The organism is Providencia sp. 2024EL-00732 (assembly GCF_044006275.1).
GTDB classification, from domain to species: Bacteria; Pseudomonadota; Gammaproteobacteria; order Enterobacterales; family Enterobacteriaceae; genus Providencia; species Providencia huashanensis.
This window is the reverse complement of sequence record NZ_JBIPDG010000001.1, coordinates 60,139-77,525: the sequence shown is the minus strand read 5'-3', so window position 1 is coordinate 77,525 and position 17,387 is coordinate 60,139. Positions and strand designations below refer to the sequence as shown.

The following is a 17,387-nucleotide window of genomic DNA, read 5'->3' as shown; positions in this document are numbered from 1 at the left end:
TCAGTACCAAAGAATCGAACATCGCAAAAGAAAACATCAAAGGAACATACGTCATGTCAGAGAAAAAGACTCCTGAAATCGGCGAATGCCAACACGTTTCATATTATCACCCTCAATGGGATGAAAAAGGAAAATGCCATTGGAAAGGGGTTGAACTTCAACACGAATCCCTTAATGCGGAAGCCAAATGCGTGGTTCCTCCAACCAAAATTATTCCAGTCATTTTTTTACCAGGGGTGATGGGCAGTAATTTAAAGTCATCCGGTGGTGAGATTAAAGAGGGAGAACAGATTTGGCGAGGGGATAATGATATTGAAGTCTATTTGGACTGGGCGAATTTGAAAGGAGTGAAGAGACGAGAGTTATTGGATCCTAAGACCACAACTGTCGATAATGACGGTGTTATTAATTCAAAAGTTTACTCGTTAATTACGGATGATGGTCAGGGGGATTGTGGAACCTTACTTCAACCGAGAAAAGAGCGGGGTTGGGGCGAAATTCTCAATTTTAGCTATGGGAATACATTGAGCGTGCTTCAAGGCGCGTTGTTAGATGATTGGCAAAAAGCTGCCAGACGGCGTGCTGATGGTAAAGCGGGTATCAGCGACAATCCGAAAGAAAATGGCATAGTGCGTCAGTTATGCAATATCCCATTAGGCACTGAGGATAAAAATGAAGATTACCTGACTGAAAAAGAAGCAGATCATTTTTTGAATTTTCTCTATCCTTTGCATGTGTTTGGCTATAACTGGTTGGAAGATAATGCCATCTCCGCGTCTAAACTGGTTGAATATATTGATAAAACCCTCCGATATTACCAAAGACAAGATGGACACGGCCATGGTCTCGCGATTGAAAAAGTGATTTTAGTCACCCACTCCATGGGGGGATTAGTGGCTCGTTATGCCATGAATCCACCAGATGATGCAGAATTTAAAGGTTGCCAGGATAAGGTGTTAGGCGTTGTTCATGGTGTGATTCCGGACTTAGGGTCACCCGCCGCTTATCGGCGAATGAAAGTCGGCGGAAAACAAGAAGGACTGGCAGGCATTGTTATGGGGAAATCGGCTGAAGAATTGATGCCAGTATTAGCACGCGCCCCTGCACCCTTGCAGTTATTACCTGCGCCAAATTACACCAGTAATGCCCATGGAATGGCGTGGTTTAGTGTTGAAAAAGGGAGTGCTGATGGCAGTGATTTAGTCTTACCCCAAAAAGGTGACCCGTTTGGGGAAATTTACCTGAATAAAACCTTATGGTGGCGGCTGTATGAGTCCGATATCATCGATAAAGCAGAGGTGGTTAGCCAAAATAACTGGAAAGAGTATTTCGACCTTATGAAAGATAAGGTTAAATCTTTTATTTCATCGTTAAATGTCGCTGGTTATCATCCCAATACCTATGCATTTTATGGGCACACAAGGCCGTCGGATGGCTCAGTGAAATGGCATATCACGTCAATCACGTACCCGAAAGATATGCATGACGGCGATAAAAAAATTCCCAATAACTACCGTGAAGTGCCTTTGCCGTTTAACCGCTCCCGTCTTTATGAATTAAAATCCTCAAAATCTGCGGGAGATGGTACGGTTCCTGCGGAGTCCTTTAAGACAATCCAACATCAAAATGGGCAGTCCATTAAAAGTGTGTTAGCAACGGATGTCGACCATCAAGGCGCTTATGAAGTCAAAAACCTCGAGGATATTCATCAACGCCCTGCACTGCAATTTACCCTGAGAGCCATCGCTAAAATGGTCCAAGAGGTACCCGCATGTTAATGAAGACCTCGTTGCGCTCAATCTGCTTTTCTTTAGGCCTAGTGCTTTTTACGCCAACGTTGTATGCAAATCCCATTGTTAAAAAGGACGCTGTTATGGTTGAACCGTTATTTTCAAAAACAAAACCGCAATGTGCGGGTATTTATGTGGTGGATGTTCCTGAGTCTTTTAATAATGGTACGCATAAAGCCACGTATGATGACTTTGATATCGAAAGTCAATTTATTTACCCGCCCGCATTCAAACAACGTATTGCATTGCGTGAAGAAGCGCTTAGGAATCAAAAAACCAGTCAGAAAAATGCCCCTGCGTTGAAAGAAGTCATTCAGCTTCCTGATAATCAAGGGGTGATATTTGATAAAAATAAATCAGGATCGCAAGATTCTTATCGAACGTTAGAAGCTCATGTGTATCTCAATCATATTGCTTTTATTATTACGATAAATATTAGAGATTTGTCTGCCGCTAGATACGCGGATGAAAGAAAATCTTATTTAGAAGCTGGTTTTACTGAAATGGAATTAAACGATAAACCCACTAAATTAGCGGCCATGCGCTCATTGATTTCGCGATTAAGCGGTCGATTAGATCATGATATTCCAGCCGATAAAGGGTGGTGTATTCCGAATGGGTTTATTGCGGATGATGGAGGGCAACATAAGATAGTGACTGGCTTTAGTTATAAAACCGTCGATTTTCAGTTTGATGTGAACACCTATAATACTTTTACCGCTAATGGTGATTCATTGTTTAAGCGCAGTGCTGCGATGAATGATGAAATAAAAAATTTCCACTTAAAAATCTTAAAAAAAGAAGCCTTAGAGGTTAATGGAATACCAACTGAAGCCTTATTTTTTAAAGGTATTCAGGAATATGATAAAAAAAGTTTACAAGTCTATGATTTTTTTCTCATTGGCAATGAAAAAATTGCAAGTAAAACCAAACCGATAGTAAAGCTTGAAATCGATAGTCAATATTTACAAACGCGCTATAGCGAAGCTCAAATGGTCGAGATTTGGGATCGGATTGTTGACTCTCTGCGTTATAAGCCTAATTCATTTTAATGTTACCCAGAGTGACAGTGATTATGTTGTTATCGCTTAAATTTCACCTAAAATTGTTTACTTTAGCCCCCGCCACTTAAGTACTAAAAGCACATAGGGTCTAATAAATGAGTCAAAAAATTACCTAAGTTTTTTCAACGCCAGATGGCAATACACTCAACTACCAGCTGCGCACCGAAATGGGTCAAGGCCCACTGGCGCTGTTAAAACTACGCAACTTTGTGCTACCTGAAAAAATCTTCTTGGATTAGACCCAATAGGACATCACCTATGCCTTTATTAACTGCCTTACGCACAGCCTGTTTTACCGGAAACCCGCTTGCTGCTAATCAATTAGTAGAACAACAAGTCGTGTTATGGGAACGCTGGCTATTGCCAATTACGGCTGAAAATCCGGTTGGGGAAGACCCCAGCTATGACGATGACTTCGAACGAATGAAAGAAGAAGTCAACAAGTTATCAGGCTCAGATACGGAGTTAATCTGTACGCTCGCCGAAAATCTCTTAACTCATGTATGTAAAGACGCACGCGTGATCACTTACTATGTTTGGGCGCGCTTACATCGAGAAGGTGAAACGGGCTTAGCTGATGGATTAGGATTACTGGCAGGATTACTCCATCGTTACCACGATGGCCTACTACCAAATCGCCCAAATAGCCGAAAATCAGCCATTGAATGGTTGGCAGGTCAGCGAGTTATCGACAGTTTATCCCTTTATCCTGAAGTTGATAGCAACGAATTTGCACGTATTGTGGCGCTACTGAGTTCGATTATGGATGAGTTTAGTGCATGGGATGAGGCAAACCGCCCTAATCTTGCACCACTACTACGCGCACTAGAAAATCGACTTGCGCAATCTGGCGGTGCGAATAGTGTTGTTCCACAAAATATTAAATCAACAGAAAGTATATCAACGAAGCAAACATCAACCGGTATCAGCCCTATCGCCCCTATTCAGTCTGGTCGAGAATTACTTGACCAAGCCAAAGTGCTCGCCAATTATCTGCGTAATCAGCCTAATGGTTGGTTATCGGGTCATCGGCTGATGAAATCCGTACGTTGGGATACGCTACACCAAGCTCCCCCACAAAATCAGCAAGGTTGTACTCGATTAGCCCCACCACGCTCAGATGCCAAAGCCCAGCTAAAACGTTTATATCTGCAACAAAATTGGCTCGAACTCACTGAACAAGCAGATCGATTGTTTGCAGAAGGGGTTAACCATTTTTGGTTAGATGTGCAATGGTACTTGCACCAAGCATTGAGTAAATCCCCTGCGCCATGGGATGGCTGGGCAGAAGTGATTGCCTCTGATTTAAAGCAGTTCTTACTTCGCTTACCAGGTTTAGAAAATCTCGCTTGGGAAGATGGCACACCTTTCGCAGATGAAGTCACCTTAGCGTGGATCAAACAGCATATTCTGGAAGAGAATATTCAGTCTCTCAATCACATCCCTGTTCAAGGCGCAAGTGATGATGATAACGACTCAATATTCGCGTTAGAACAAGAAGCGTTAACTCAAGCTGACACCGAAGGCGTTGAAGCCGCATTAGCATGGCTAATGTCACGCCCGAATATCCAAACTTCCCGTCAAAAATGGTTACTGCAATTAGTGATGGCAAGAGTGGCTGAACAATTTGCTCGTCATGATTTGGCACTGAATTTACTTCGTGAATTAGACCGTAGTGCTGAACAGATGCGCCTCGCGGATTGGGAACCTCATTCGCTGTTTGAAGTTAAAGCCCGCCAGTTGCAATTGTTACGAGGTAAAACGCAGCGTAATACGCCAGACAAAACTGAACTGCACCATCAAATGTCTGAGTTACTGGCTCAGCTAACTCGATTAGACCCTGTGCGAGCGTTAGTGCTCTATCCCTAAATTAATCAACGAGAACCATACTAATGGATGATTTAACCCTTCGCTATTATGATGCGGAGATGCGATATCTGCGTGAGGCAGCCAAAGAGTTCGCTCAAGCTCACCCCGATCGAGCAGCATTATTAGATTTAGACAAAGCGGGCATTCCTGACCCTTTTGTAGAACGGCTTTTTGAAGGTTTTGCCTTCTCCATGGGGCAATTGCGCCAAAAAATTGATGATGATTTACCCGAGTTAACAGAAGGATTAGTCAGCCTACTTTGGCCTCATTACCTACAAACCATTCCCTCACTTTCTGTGGTTGAACTCGCGCCGGATATTCATGATATGAAAATCTCATCAGTGATCCCCGCTAACTTTGAAGTACTTTCACGCCCTATTGGACCTAAAAAGACCGTCTGCCGCTATCGCACAACTCGAGACTTAACACTCAACCCCATTGTGCTATCAACGGTTAATTTAACCACAGAGCCTGATGGCCGTTCCGTAATTCGCTTGCAGTTCGATTGTGCGAAGCTTGCTGACTGGAAACAAATCTCACTTAATGCTCTCTCCTTTTATCTGGCTGGTGATGTTCCAACTACCTATGCACTACATTTAGCGCTGACTAAGCAAGTTGCAGCCACCTATATTCGGCTGCCATCGTCCCCTGACCGTATTCGTTTACCACTTTGGTTTTCCCCTGGTGGATTTGCTGAAGAAGACCAACTGTGGCCTAAAGGAGATAGCACCTTCAGCGGCTACCAACTATTACTGGAGTATTTTTCTTTTCGTGAAAAGTTTTTCTTCGTCAACTTAAACGGACTTGATGAGATTCAATTACCCGAAGGATTAAGTCATTTTGAGCTAGAAATTGTGCTTGATACGCTCTGGGACAGCGATATTCCATTAAGTACTGATAACCTAAAACTACACAGTGTCCCAGTGATCAACTTATTCAACATTGAAGCTGACCCACTTACTGTTAATGGGTTAGAAAGTGAATATTTACTGCGCCCTCGGCGCTTACAAGATGGACACACCGAAATTTATGCGGTCGATACAGTTCATGGTACGCGACGCGATGAACAAATTCACTATGTGCCATTCAGTAGTTTTCGCCACCGAGGCGGAATGCTCCGCCACAATGCCCCTGAACATTACTATCACACACGAATTAAACGTGGTGTCAGCGGCCTACATGATACATGGCTAATTTTAGGGGGAGAGCACGAGCAACCAACCGCATCTCTTGAAAGTGAAACGCTATCTCTACAATTAACCGGGACTAACGGGCAGCTCCCTCGCAAAGCGTTACAAAGTACATTGCTGGACAGAACTGAAGAGACCTTGCAGACACAGTTACGGGTTCGTAACTTATGCAAACCTACGCTACCTTGCTACCCCCCTGCTGAAGATAGATTTCATTGGCGCGTACTCAGCCACCTTGGTGCCAGCTTCCTGAATATGATGGATAACGTAGAGGTATTACGAGGAACGCTAGCACTTTATGACTGGCGGGAAGATGACCTGAACAGCCGCAAACTCGATGCCATGATCCACGTTGAGCAACACCTTATCGAACGCTTTGAAAAAGGCTTTTTACAGCGAGGTATTGCCATCGACATTACCCTCGATAGCCACGGCTTTAACGGTGAGGGCGACATTCATCTATTTGGCGAAATGCTCAACCGTTTTTTTGCCCTCTATACCGATGTACATCTGTTTAACCAATTGACTTTACATATTTTACCGACAGGAAATAGCCTTACATGGACCGAAAATCATCCTCAGTAAATCCGCTTTTTGATGCGCTTGGGGAGCGTCTTCCGCTGGTAAACTTCTATCGGTTTTGCCAGCTGCTAGAACAAAGTAATGCACAGAGCCCGCCGCTCGGTAGTACCCAAGACCCCAAAACAGACGCTATTCGTTTTCGCCCCCACCGTGGAATGGGCTTTCCCGTCACCGAAATTAAAGGGTTGGATATTGACGATAGATACCGCGATAGCACAACCCCTAGCATTCGAACCACTTTTTTAGGGTTATATGGTGTCACTTCTCCACTACCGACAACCTACCTTGATGATATTGCACAGCGACGAGAAGGAACCGAGTCTCTTACCGATTTTTTAGATATTTTTAACCACCGACTGACGACGCAGTTTTATCGTATTTGGCGAAAATACTCTTACCCCGCAACATTTTCAGCAGGGGGGAAAGACGAAACGTCACAATATTTATATGGATTAATTGGCTTAGGTATACCTGGCACGGCGCAACATATACAAGCGCCGTTATCCCGATTTCTCGCATTACTAGGTACGCTACGTTTTCCGACTCGTACCGCCGAAGGGGTTATATCTTTAGTCAAATTACTGGCGCCTGATACGCAAGTTAAAATCAAGTCCCATGACCCAAGACGCATCGAGCAAGTCACTCAAACAGGGTTATCCTGCAGAACACCGATGACATTAGCCAACAAACCCGTATTAGGTCAGTACGCCACCGATGTTAATAGCCAAATTTTGATTATCTTACAAACCAATAACCTTGAAGAAGCTCGGAACTGGTTGCCTGATGGGTTGCTGTATCAAGATTTAATGGCGCTATTGCATGTTTATCTCGGATCACGCGTCAATGCTCGCCTTAACTTAAAGTTACCAAGAAAGTTACTACCCAATGCAGCGTTAAGCACCCAATCACATCAAGGTGTTCAATTGGGTCGTACCGCAGCAATGGGAACACTCAGCCCACAAACTGTGCGCCAAGAACATATTATCACGTTAAATTTAGGGCGTTACCAACGATTAACGACGTCATCACAGAATACGTCTCCCCAACATTATGCTAATTATCGATTTTAATTTTGAGAATCATTTATGAAACAACTACCTTTATTACCATTTTGTGGCAAAACGTTAGTGCTCCTCTGCGCACTAAATCTATCGGGCTGTGGCCTTACTCAGATGGTCGGTGATGGTACTCGCAATGTTGCAAGCTCCATCTTTTATAAACAAGTGAAAGTCGTACACTTAGATTTTGTCGCACGTGAAGCATTAAATACCGATGATACTGGCGCATCGTTATCAACAATTATCCGTGTTTACCAACTAAAAAACTTTGAAAGCTTTGTAGAAAGCGACTATGCCACTCTTTTCGCTAAAGATAGCCAAGTACTCAAATCCTCGTTAGTCGCACAAAAAGACCTACGAATTCGCCCAGGAGAATCAATTTCGCTTGATATGCCTCTCGAAGAAGGGGCTGAATTTGTTGCTATCGCCGTGATGTTTCACGACCCAGACCTTATCACCGATAATTGGCGTGTGGTGATCCCCAAAAAACGCTTATTACCTGATGACCCACGTTTATTAACTCTCACGGATAACGCTATGACACTAAAACCACTGGGAGAAAAATAACATGTCCCAGCCTTCGTTATATGAAATGTTGACGGGGTATTTTGCTGGAGGATTAAATATTGATGATATTCCAGAACATGACCAAGTGATAGTTTCCGTCATGGACAATATCCGCCGTATTCTCAGCGCCAGAGCGGGGAGCATCGAACATATTCCGGATTATGGGCTTCCCGATATGAGTAAAATGATCCAAGGTCTCCCCGGCACTGCTCACAATATGATGACCATTTTATCGGCAACATTGCTCAAGTATGAGCCCCGCATCAAATCTCTCTCTTTAGTGTTATTACCGCAAAATAGCTTTGGGACACTCCATTATGCCCTTGAGGTTGAATTACACGAACAAGGTTTGATCCGCTATGGCACTGAATTTATGCCTGATGGTCGCATTTTATTGCATCATCTAAAAAAACAATTCGATACGATTTAAACCGACAATTGCTTGAGACAATTATGAACCCAGATTTAAATACATTACGCCTTGGCGGCGACCCTCGCACACTGGCTGATTTTGCAGCCCTTAAAGACGAATTAAACAAACGCTTCCACCCTGCACGCCCTGATGTTGACTGGGCTCGAGCCCATGGCTTATGTTTATCCTTATTTAATCAAAATGGTGCAGACCTACAAACTTGTGCATGGTTTACCCTGATCCGCCAGCATCAAAATGGCATAGCGGGATTAAATGAAGGGTTATCGTTGCTCCAGCATTTACTCAGTCACCACTGGCAAGGGCTTTGGCCCCAACAGACCCATGCTCGCGTCGAAATTATCGCCACATTAAGCCAACAATTGGTGACAGGATTACGTGCACATGCTCCCATTTATGCCGATCTTCCTGCCCTTTACCAAACTGAAACCAAGCTTAGTCAAATTGCACAACAGTTACAAACATTAGAGCTCAAACACCTGACTCAGCTAGAGCGCTTACAAAATTTACTTGCATCTCAGGCAAGGCAATTAGAGAGTACAGATGCTCCAGATAGCGGTTTTATTCCGCCTACACCACCGCAACTTCCGAAAACTTCGCCATCGACATTTCAAGCTCGTACTGCAGTCCCCCCAATTTCCATCAAAGCCAATGCCACCATCAGCACTCCAGCACCTACTCAACCTTCTTACCGCAAAGGCATTTGTGTCGGTCTAGCTTTAGGTATTGTACTCACAGGAGCGATATGTGCAGGAACCTTGTATGCATTACACCCACAAATCAATAATCATGCTTTAGCACAGGTACTCCCACAATTACCTGAATTTACACCAAATATTGCAGCAATAATTGAGCAGCAATTACAACCGAACCCAACTCAATCTAGCCGTATTTCTGCTGAAAAACTCAATGTGATTGATAACTACCTTGTGGAATTAGAGTCTATATCCCCTATTTGGGCTCAGCAATATGGGATTAGTATGGCGAATTACCTCACCAAACATTATGGGGAACGACAAGAAATAACAGCGTTTAACGATAAATGGCAGCAAAATATGCAAATTAATGCGTCATCTAACGATAAACTACAACAATGGTCTGAAGGTATGACGTTATTAAATAACCTAAGTACGCGCTTAGATAGCCTTGATGGGAAACCCCGCAGCTATATAACAGGCTCTGAGCTAAAAACGATTATTTTTAATGCACGTCAACATTTTAATCAAGGTATGCCACTTGAGGAAGAACTACGCCAGCTAGAGCAATTACAGGCGCAAGGCACCGTACCTGAATCAGAATATCAACGTATCGATACCCACTTTAAGCAACTACTGAATCGATATGCATTGATTCAACAAAATAAATAACACCACCAGCCCCGAAATTCTCGCTCTTAGTTAAAGAAAAAAGAAAGGGATTACATTGACTTTTTGAAAGTAAGTGGCATGGTTTGAGCTTTAAATAAGGGATGGATAAAGAAAGACATGTTTTAAAATATGTTTCAGTTTGGTTAATTGCGCCCGCTTTCTCTGCTTTTCTGGCTTCACTTGGATTAATACCATTGGCAACCTGTTTTCGTGCCTCATCTCTTTTCGCTCTTGCTTCATTGAGAGTGACAACAGGATAAATACCTAACGATATCATTTTGGTTTTTCCAGCGAATTGATAGCGATAACGCCAGCCTTTGGAACCGTTAGTTTCAGCTAATAAAGCTAGCCCGTTACCATCCGCCAGCGTGTCGGTTTTTTCTTTTAGCTTGGCACGCTTGATTGCCATATCTGTTAGCTTTATAAATCACCAATATTGTATAGGAAAATTGTAGAGGGAATTTCTATACAAAAACTAGGCAACAAATTGTAAGGATTTAGAAAGATGATAGTAGGCTTCGATAGTGTGAGATTTCGCTGGAATGCTTGATTTACTTGGGATTGGAAGACGTTGCTAGAAGTGAAGATGGCGGAGGAGGAGAGATTCGAACTCTCGGATGGTTGCCCATCGGCGGTTTTCAAGACCGCTGCCTTCAGCCGCTCGGCCACCCCTCCGCAATGACGAGCACTATAAACATCCTCTGATTGGATGTAAACCCCTAATTTAATCATTCGCTTTAAAAATATACGCATTTCATACTGTTGGGCGAAAATATCAACATTCTAACGACTTTACTTGGGTTATTTCTCTATTTTTGTTAAATTCATACTCTAATTTTATTTGGATTAAAAATGAGTATGTTGGTTTTTAACAATCAAGAAATTAAAACAGACCCGCAGGGCTACCTGCTTGATAGCCAACAATGGAGTGAAGACCTCATCCCTCTACTTGCGCAGCAGGAAGGTATTGAACTCACCAATGAGCATTTAGAAATTATCCGTTTTGTGAGAAATTTCTACTTGGAATTCAATACCTCACCGGCCATTCGTATGTTGGTGAAAGCGGTTTCTCAGAAATTTGGCGAAGAAAAAGGCAATAGCCGCTATTTATATCGGTTATTTCCTAAAGGGCCCGCAAAGCAAGCGACAAAACTCGCAGGCCTACCAAAGCCAGTAAAGTGCATTTAATTTCTTCCTAATAGCGGACGGAAAAGTCCGCTATTGGCTCAGTTTGCCAACTTTCAGTAAAGAAATGGTCGATATTAGCCCCCGGAGGCCCACCTGCTTTAAGCCATTCATCTACAAATTCAATATCTTGCTCTGAACCATAAATGGCCAGCCTAACACTGCCGTCATCTCGATTACACACAAAACCTTTTATGCCATTTTGGTTAGCCCAATGATAGGTTTGATAACGAAACCCAACGCCTTGAACACGCCCATAAATGTAAAAATTGCGACCTGATGCAGTCATATAAGCCTCCATTGTCAGAGCATAATATATAGATACCTTTTTTTAGCAGTTGTTTTTTATTCATTGAACAGATAATCTGCTAAATGAGGCACTGCTTTTCATAGTTGCGTATAAAGACAGTGTATTGCGTTATTGATAATTGTCCATACTTCGCTTGAAAACGCACAACACTGCCCATATATAAATTGAAGTACAAGCAAGGCTTTTAGGAGGTCGCTATGATGATCACCAGTAAATATGGAATCGGGCAACAAGTCAGGCACAAGCTTCTCGGCTACCTAGGTGTCGTTGTTGATGTAGATGCTGAATATTCGCTCGAACAACCACATGATGATGATATTGCCGCAAACAGCACACTACGCGATCTGCCTTGGTATCATGTTGTAATGGAAGATGACAACGGGGATGCTGTTCATACCTATTTGGCTGAAGCTCAAATCACTTACGAGACTGCTGATGACCACCCAGAACAACCTTCTATGGATGAACTGGCAGAATCAATAAGGTCTCAGTTATTAGCGCCACGTCTGCGTAACTAACGGCTTTATCATTCATGAACGCTCCGTAAAGCAGCTCACATGCTGCTTTACTTTTATCATCAATGAAAGGCTACTTTTCAAGCCCTAAAGCGGGTATTTCCTGTTTTGGGCATTTATCCATAACAAATTGTAACCCTGCCTGCAACGCAATACTTTTAGCTTCTTCGCTAATAACCCCTTGTTGCAACCATAATACTTTCGCTTTAACTTGCACTGCTTCTTTAGCGACACCAACAGCGGCTTCTGCATTGCGGAACACATCAACCATATCAATGGGTTGAGGTATATCACTAAGCTTTTCATACACTAACTGACCTAATAACTGTTGGCCAGCCAATTTAGGACTAACAGGAATAACGGTATAACCTTGATGTAAGAGATATTCCATGACTTCATAACTTGGCCTATTGGCTTTATCACTAGCCCCAACTAAAGCGATGGTATTGACACTCTTTAAAATTTCAGCAATTTCTTGATCTCTCATCAAAATATCTCCTAAAATCAGTAAACTATTCATTAGCATTATGGTATATGTTGTACTTCTTTGCTCACACAGTTTTAAAGATGCCTATCTCACATCTTATTTAAGGGAACCTCATGGAATCAACAACCCGTAAAATTGCTGCATCAAAAAATATCGCCTTGGTTGCCCATGACCACTGCAAACCCTCGTTATTATCTTGGACAAAAAAGAATAATGAGCGACTTAAAGCGCATAAATTATATGCCACAGGGACTACTGGTTCATTAATTAGCCAACATACAGGGTTACCCGTCACCAGTATGATGAGTGGCCCAATGGGCGGAGACCAACAAATTGGCGCGATGATTGCGGAAAAAAAAATCGACCTATTGATTTTTTTCTGGGACCCACTTAATGCTGTACCGCATGATCCTGATGTTAAAGCATTATTACGTTTAGCTACCGTATGGAATATTCCCGTAGCCACCAACCCAGCAACCGCTGATTTTTTAATCACATCACCTTATTTTGATGACAATATAGAAATCGTGATCCCTGACTACCAAAACTACCTAACAAAACGCACTAACTAGTTTACTGGGCATGTTCGCATGCCCATCCCCCTAAGGCTTTTTCTGTTTTGGGACACCTAATTGTTTAAGTTCTTCAACAAATTCTGATGGTAATTCGGGGTTATATAATAACCAAACTTGCTGTTTAGCCCTTGTTAAGGCCACATACAGTAACCGCCTTTCTTCTGCATGCTCAAAATCTTCAGGTTGTGGCAACAGTGCTTGCTCAATAATTGACTCCCTTGCCGGCGCAGGGAAACCATCCTTACCACTGTTTAAGCCACAAATAATCACATAATCTGCTTGCTGCCCTTTTGATGCATGTACCGTCATAAATTCAATCGTCAATTTTGGCCAACGGGTATGCGCTTTATTCAAAATTTCAGGTTTTAAATAATGATAACGTGCCAGTACTAATATCCTTTCATCATCAAGTACATAGCCGCTCATTTTATCCAATAACCGTTCCAATGCTTGTTCATATAGAAGAACAACTGATTTTTTACTACCTTTAGTTAAGCTATTTAATGGCTTATGAAGCTGAATTGGATTTTGTAAAATAAACCGATTCGCAATATCGCCAATACGTTCATTGAAGCGATAGGTTGTATCCAAAGCACAAAGCTCCCCTTCCCCAAAATTATTTTCAAATGAGGTGGTCAGGTCTAATTCAGCGCCACTAAAACGGTAAATAGCTTGCCAATCATCACCCACTGCAAACAACGTTGTTTGCTTATTTTGTTGACGTAACGCTTGAAGCAATTTGGCTCTAAGAGGTGAAATATCTTGGAATTCATCAACTAAAATATGTTTCCATGGGCTAATAAAGCGCCCTTTTTCTAAAATATTCACCGCCTGATGAATTAACCCAGAAAAATCAACCGCACCTTCCTCTTTTAGCGCACTTTTCCATGCTTTTAATAATGGTGCCATCAAACGAATGCGTTTTTGGAAAAGATCTTTAATTTCATCATTGACCTTATCTACCATATCCTTTTGGCTACCACCATGCATACGCATTAAGCTTAACCAACGTTCTAAACGCGCAGCAACTTTATGGCTTATTTTGTCATCATTCCAAAACTCACCATCGGGAATTTCCCATTGGAGCTCTTCAGCCAGCCACTCTCGCCAACCTTTCGCTTGAGCCTTTTTCGTTGAACATTGCTCTCGCCATTCTGTTAATAACAATGTTTGACGTTTTTGACTGTTGGTTTCGAGTTCACTGATAACCGGTGATTTTTTACTACCTTCCCGAATAATATGCAGAGCAAGCGCATGAAATGTTTTCGCTTCGATATCCTGCTGTAAACGTAGCTGAATGCGCTGATTCATTTCATCAGCAGCTTTGCGACCAAATGCCAGCAATAAAATTTGCTTTGGTTCTGCCAGCCCTCTTAGTATTAGCCAGCCTGCTCTGGCGACTAAAACCGACGTTTTCCCACTACCAGCACCTGCCAGCACTAACACATTATCTTCGCCGTTAATGACAGATAGTGATTGTGAGTAATTTAATGGTGAAGATTCAACTTGTTGGAAAAAATCGTGATAACGCACCAAAACAGACTCGCACCACTTTTCATTAATTTGCTTGCGACATTTTTCACTGTTATTCAACCACTTAAGGCAAAATTGATACTGAGATGCACAATTTTCAAACGATGGAATACGTACTAACGGTAAAGGAAGTGATGAAAAGTTCTGAGTAATTTTGTCTTTGATGCTGCTAACTTGACGTAAACCAAGCCAATGATCTTGTTTTATCAGTTGTTCAATGGTTTTCACCAATTCAGTCAATACTTGCGCACTGACTTGGCTCATTTCGGCACTCCATTGTTGCCATTTTTCATACAAATAATGGTAAAAACGTTGAGTTTGTTTCCACTCTGTACCGTGTAAACGCACAACTTGTTCGTTCACAATTTCAAATTCTAATTCCCCCCAAACAATGCCCCTCTTACAACGAAGGTCAATAAGTTCATTGAATGGGATAAGATATTGGTGGTTTTCACCACTGACTTCGATACCTGCGTTGAGTAAGCGAACCCGATTGTAGGGATGCTGAGCCAGACGCTGTCCAATCTGTGTTGATTTCAGTTCCATACGTCCTGCACCTGAAAAAAATCAATGACAAAATACGGTTGGCTTGATTCCAAACGGTTTTTTATTCCCTGCAAACACGCTATCCTATATAAACTAGAGCTTGTCTTACCTCTGAGGTACTTTGTGTTAACACTGCTTACCAGTTATCGCCGCGTGCTATATAACAGCCATATTTTATATTATATCCGAATCTTTATAGCCCTGACAGGCGCAACATTAGTGCCGTGGCTTTTAGGGCAAGACCCTAAAGTGACTATCCCACTGACATTAGGCGTGGTTGCCGCAGCCTTGACTGACTTAGATGATAGGCTAACTGGCAGAATAAAAAATTTAATTATTACCCTTTTTTGTTTTTTTGTTGCCTCAGTTTCAATTGAGTTACTCTTCCCATACCCACTATTTTTCTTTTTTGGCCTCGCTTTTTCGACTTGTGGGTTCATCTTACTTGGTGCTTTAGGGCAACGTTATGCCACCATTGCATTTGGCGCCTTACTGATAGCCATTTATACCATGCTAGGTGTACCCATTTTTGATACTTGGTATCAACAACCTGTGTTATTACTTACAGGGGCCATTTGGTATAATATTCTAACATTAATTGGCCATATTTTGTTTCCCGTCAGGCCATTACAAGATGCCATCACTCAATGCTACCAGCAACTTTCCGCCTACCTAGACGCAAAAGCTAACTTATTTGACCCTGATCTTGAAGATGATTATCAACAATCAGTTTATGATTTAGCTTTAGTAAACAGTAATTTAGTCAACACAATGAACCAAGCGAAAATTGCTTTATTGAGCCGACTTAAAGGTGATAGAGGCCAAAAAGGGACTCGTAATACGCTGCATTACTATTTTGTTGCACAAGATATCCATGAACGTGCTAGCTCGTCTCACATTCAGTATCAACAACTTAGTCGCACCTTACGCCATTATGATATCTTATTTCGTTTTCAACGCTTACTAACCATGCAAGCAAGAGCCTGCCAGCAAGTTGCTCAATCCGTATTGCTACGTAAACAATATCAACATAATCCACGCTTTGAACGAACTTTCAGCTACCTTGAAAACTCACTATTATTACTTAAGCAGCAATCCCCTGAATTACATGCAATAAAAGCACTGCATAATTTACTCAAAAATTTAAAGGGAATTGATGTTCAACTTAAAGGGCTAAGCCTTGAGCAAAGCTCATGGCAACAAAATAATAAACAAGTAGAACAATTGTCTGACGAATCATTATCAGGCTTTAATGATATTATTACACGGGTTAAGCATCATTTAACCCCAAAATCATCGTTGTTTCGCCATGCAGTTAGGATGTCAATACTTCTTTGTACTGGTTACGCGATTATCCAACTATTTGATATGGAAAGAGGGTATTGGATATTACTCACTAGTTTATTTGTCTGCCAACCTAACTACAGTGCCACTAAACGCCGTTTAGCACTGCGTATCATCGGGACTATCGTTGGTATCCTAATCGGGTTACCATTACTTAATTTAATCCCATCAATTGAAGGCCAGCTTACCCTTATTGTGATCTCTGGCTTACTGTTCTTTATGTTCCGTAGTAGCCAATATGCACAAGCTACCCTTTTTATCACTTTGTTAGTGCTTTTTTGCTTTAACTTATTAGGAGAAGGGTTTGATGTCGCATTACCTCGGATTATTGACACCCTTATCGGCTGTTTTATCGCACTACTTGCTGTAAGTTTTATTTGGCCTGATTGGAAATTTCGCCAACTTCCTCAGGTCATTCAAAAAACAATGGACAGTAATTGTAGGTACCTTGATGCCATTTTACTGCAATACTACCAAGGTAAAGATAATAGCCTTGAATACCGTGTTGCACGCCGTGATGCACATAATAATGATGCAGAATTTGCTTCTATTGTCTCCAATATGGCATCAGACCCCAAATCTTACCGGATCACCCAAGAACAAGCTTTCAGACTTTTATGTTTAAACCATACACTACTTAGCTATATTTCCGCGTTAGGTGCGCACCGTGAAAAAATCCATAATGAGGATAACTTGGCACTGTTAAATGATGCAATTTGCTATGTTGAATCTGCCTTGCAAACCAACATACTAAACTCTCAAATTATCGATGAAAAATCTGATAGGCTGCGCCAAAACTTATTACAGCGAATCGATAACATTGCAAAAAGTGACGATGAAAAAACATTACTCATCATGGAACAAACTAAGCTTTTACTTGAACTTGTACCTGAAATAAAGCAAATGATCCGAAAAATCAGTGCATAATAAACATACCGATGAGCGGGTATTAAAATATATAAATATCCTTTCTAC

Annotated in this window: 15 protein-coding genes, 1 tRNA gene and 1 pseudogene; 12 read left to right on the top strand and 5 right to left on the bottom strand. The window is 41.9% G+C overall.

From position 1 onward, the window contains the following. Positions 1–53: 53 nt before the first annotated feature. The 8 genes from ACHB7C_RS00270 to ACHB7C_RS00235 all read left to right on the top strand — a co-directional run bounded on the left by ACHB7C_RS00270 (position 54) and on the right by ACHB7C_RS00235 (position 9,917). Entirely contained in the window at positions 54–1,778 is a 1,725-nt protein-coding gene (locus ACHB7C_RS00270) for a lipase family alpha/beta hydrolase (protein ID WP_395346093.1), read from the top strand. Further along, entirely contained in the window at positions 1,772–2,842 is a 1,071-nt protein-coding gene (locus ACHB7C_RS00265) for a T6SS immunity protein Tli4 family protein (RefSeq protein ID WP_210789018.1), read from the top strand. The genes ACHB7C_RS00270 and ACHB7C_RS00265 overlap by 7 nt, the downstream gene beginning before the upstream one ends. A gap of 270 nt (positions 2,843–3,112) precedes the next feature. Next, positions 3,113–4,723, top strand: a complete 1,611-nt coding sequence (gene tssA / locus ACHB7C_RS00260) for a type VI secretion system protein TssA (protein WP_349483796.1) — start codon at positions 3,113–3,115, stop codon at positions 4,721–4,723. Positions 4,724–4,746: 23 nt separating this feature from the next. After that, positions 4,747–6,498 carry a type VI secretion system baseplate subunit TssF gene (gene tssF, locus ACHB7C_RS00255; RefSeq protein WP_048606626.1) on the top strand — a complete coding sequence of 584 codons (1,752 nt, stop codon included), beginning with the start codon at positions 4,747–4,749 and terminating at the stop codon, positions 6,496–6,498. Further along, positions 6,474–7,565 carry a type VI secretion system baseplate subunit TssG gene (gene tssG / locus ACHB7C_RS00250; RefSeq protein WP_048606625.1) on the top strand — a complete coding sequence of 364 codons (1,092 nt, stop codon included), beginning with the start codon at positions 6,474–6,476 and terminating at the stop codon, positions 7,563–7,565. Before tssF ends, tssG begins: the two co-directional genes overlap by 25 nt. A 15-nt stretch (positions 7,566–7,580) precedes the next feature. Continuing rightward, on the top strand, positions 7,581–8,120 hold the full coding sequence (tssJ, locus tag ACHB7C_RS00245) for a type VI secretion system lipoprotein TssJ (RefSeq protein ID WP_042846428.1): 540 nt from the start codon (positions 7,581–7,583) through the stop codon (positions 8,118–8,120). A 1-nt stretch (position 8,121) separates the two neighbouring features. Next, a complete protein-coding gene (tssE, locus tag ACHB7C_RS00240; RefSeq protein ID WP_042846429.1) occupies positions 8,122–8,550 on the top strand; it encodes a type VI secretion system baseplate subunit TssE in 429 nt (142 codons plus the stop codon). Between the two features lie 23 nt (positions 8,551–8,573). Next, a complete protein-coding gene (locus tag ACHB7C_RS00235; protein WP_131680705.1) occupies positions 8,574–9,917 on the top strand; it encodes a VasL domain-containing protein in 1,344 nt (447 codons plus the stop codon). 121 nt (positions 9,918–10,038) lie between these two features. Here ACHB7C_RS00235 and ACHB7C_RS00230 read toward each other — a convergent pair. Together ACHB7C_RS00230 and ACHB7C_RS00225 are read right to left on the bottom strand one after the other, a co-directional pair. Beyond that, positions 10,039–10,341: pseudogene (locus tag ACHB7C_RS00230) on the bottom strand (Arm DNA-binding domain-containing protein); the annotation flags it as partial. Between the two features lie 163 nt (positions 10,342–10,504). After that, positions 10,505–10,592 (bottom strand) — tRNA-Ser (locus tag ACHB7C_RS00225). Positions 10,593–10,775: 183 nt separating this feature from the next. Between ACHB7C_RS00225 and tusE the strand changes: the two genes are divergently transcribed. Next, the gene (tusE, locus tag ACHB7C_RS00220; RefSeq protein ID WP_395346562.1) at positions 10,776–11,105 is read left to right on the top strand and encodes a sulfurtransferase TusE; all 330 of its coding nucleotides are present in this window, start codon (positions 10,776–10,778) and stop codon (positions 11,103–11,105) included. A 7-nt stretch (positions 11,106–11,112) separates the two neighbouring features. On the opposite strand, the gene ACHB7C_RS00215 is transcribed toward tusE, so the two are convergent. Beyond that, entirely contained in the window at positions 11,113–11,391 is a 279-nt protein-coding gene (locus ACHB7C_RS00215) for an acylphosphatase (RefSeq protein WP_173424816.1), read from the bottom strand. 218 nt (positions 11,392–11,609) lie between these two features. Between ACHB7C_RS00215 and hspQ the strand changes: the two genes are divergently transcribed. Further along, positions 11,610–11,930 carry a heat shock protein HspQ gene (gene hspQ, locus ACHB7C_RS00210; protein WP_173424817.1) on the top strand — a complete coding sequence of 107 codons (321 nt, stop codon included), beginning with the start codon at positions 11,610–11,612 and terminating at the stop codon, positions 11,928–11,930. Between the two features lie 70 nt (positions 11,931–12,000). Here hspQ and ACHB7C_RS00205 read toward each other — a convergent pair whose 3' ends face one another. After that, on the bottom strand, positions 12,001–12,414 hold the full coding sequence (locus ACHB7C_RS00205) for a CoA-binding protein (protein ID WP_129466706.1): 414 nt from the start codon (positions 12,412–12,414) through the stop codon (positions 12,001–12,003). A gap of 113 nt (positions 12,415–12,527) precedes the next feature. On the opposite strand from ACHB7C_RS00205, the gene ACHB7C_RS00200 reads away from it, so the two are divergent. Next, positions 12,528–12,986 carry a methylglyoxal synthase gene (locus ACHB7C_RS00200; protein ID WP_042846434.1) on the top strand — a complete coding sequence of 153 codons (459 nt, stop codon included), beginning with the start codon at positions 12,528–12,530 and terminating at the stop codon, positions 12,984–12,986. Positions 12,987–13,016: 30 nt separating this feature from the next. Here ACHB7C_RS00200 and helD read toward each other — a convergent pair whose 3' ends face one another. Beyond that, a complete protein-coding gene (gene helD, locus ACHB7C_RS00195; RefSeq protein WP_395346087.1) occupies positions 13,017–15,068 on the bottom strand; it encodes a DNA helicase IV in 2,052 nt (683 codons plus the stop codon). Between the two features lie 123 nt (positions 15,069–15,191). Between helD and yccS the strand changes: the two genes are divergently transcribed. Then, the gene (gene yccS, locus ACHB7C_RS00190; RefSeq protein ID WP_210831818.1) at positions 15,192–17,339 is read left to right on the top strand and encodes a YccS family putative transporter; all 2,148 of its coding nucleotides are present in this window, start codon (positions 15,192–15,194) and stop codon (positions 17,337–17,339) included. Positions 17,340–17,387 lie beyond the last annotated feature (48 nt).

Bases quoted from the DNA above. Each gene is read 5' to 3' on its own strand.
- tssJ (WP_042846428.1), top strand. From the start codon at position 7,581: ATGAAACAACTACCTTTATTACCATTTTGTGGCAAAACGTTAGTGCTC.
- ACHB7C_RS00205 (WP_129466706.1), bottom strand. From the start codon at position 12,414: ATGAGAGATCAAGAAATTGCTGAAATTTTAAAGAGTGTCAATACCATC.
- tusE (WP_395346562.1), top strand. From the start codon at position 10,776: ATGTTGGTTTTTAACAATCAAGAAATTAAAACAGACCCGCAGGGCTAC.
- helD (WP_395346087.1), bottom strand. From the start codon at position 15,068: ATGGAACTGAAATCAACACAGATTGGACAGCGTCTGGCTCAGCATCCC.
- tssG (WP_048606625.1), top strand. From the start codon at position 6,474: ATGGACCGAAAATCATCCTCAGTAAATCCGCTTTTTGATGCGCTTGGG.
- ACHB7C_RS00265 (WP_210789018.1), top strand. From the start codon at position 1,772: ATGTTAATGAAGACCTCGTTGCGCTCAATCTGCTTTTCTTTAGGCCTA.
- tssF (WP_048606626.1), top strand. From the start codon at position 4,747: ATGGATGATTTAACCCTTCGCTATTATGATGCGGAGATGCGATATCTG.
- ACHB7C_RS00235 (WP_131680705.1), top strand. From the start codon at position 8,574: ATGAACCCAGATTTAAATACATTACGCCTTGGCGGCGACCCTCGCACA.
- tssE (WP_042846429.1), top strand. From the start codon at position 8,122: ATGTCCCAGCCTTCGTTATATGAAATGTTGACGGGGTATTTTGCTGGA.
- ACHB7C_RS00215 (WP_173424816.1), bottom strand. From the start codon at position 11,391: ATGACTGCATCAGGTCGCAATTTTTACATTTATGGGCGTGTTCAAGGC.
- hspQ (WP_173424817.1), top strand. From the start codon at position 11,610: ATGATGATCACCAGTAAATATGGAATCGGGCAACAAGTCAGGCACAAG.
- tssA (WP_349483796.1), top strand. From the start codon at position 3,113: ATGCCTTTATTAACTGCCTTACGCACAGCCTGTTTTACCGGAAACCCG.
- ACHB7C_RS00270 (WP_395346093.1), top strand. From the start codon at position 54: ATGTCAGAGAAAAAGACTCCTGAAATCGGCGAATGCCAACACGTTTCA.
- ACHB7C_RS00200 (WP_042846434.1), top strand. From the start codon at position 12,528: ATGGAATCAACAACCCGTAAAATTGCTGCATCAAAAAATATCGCCTTG.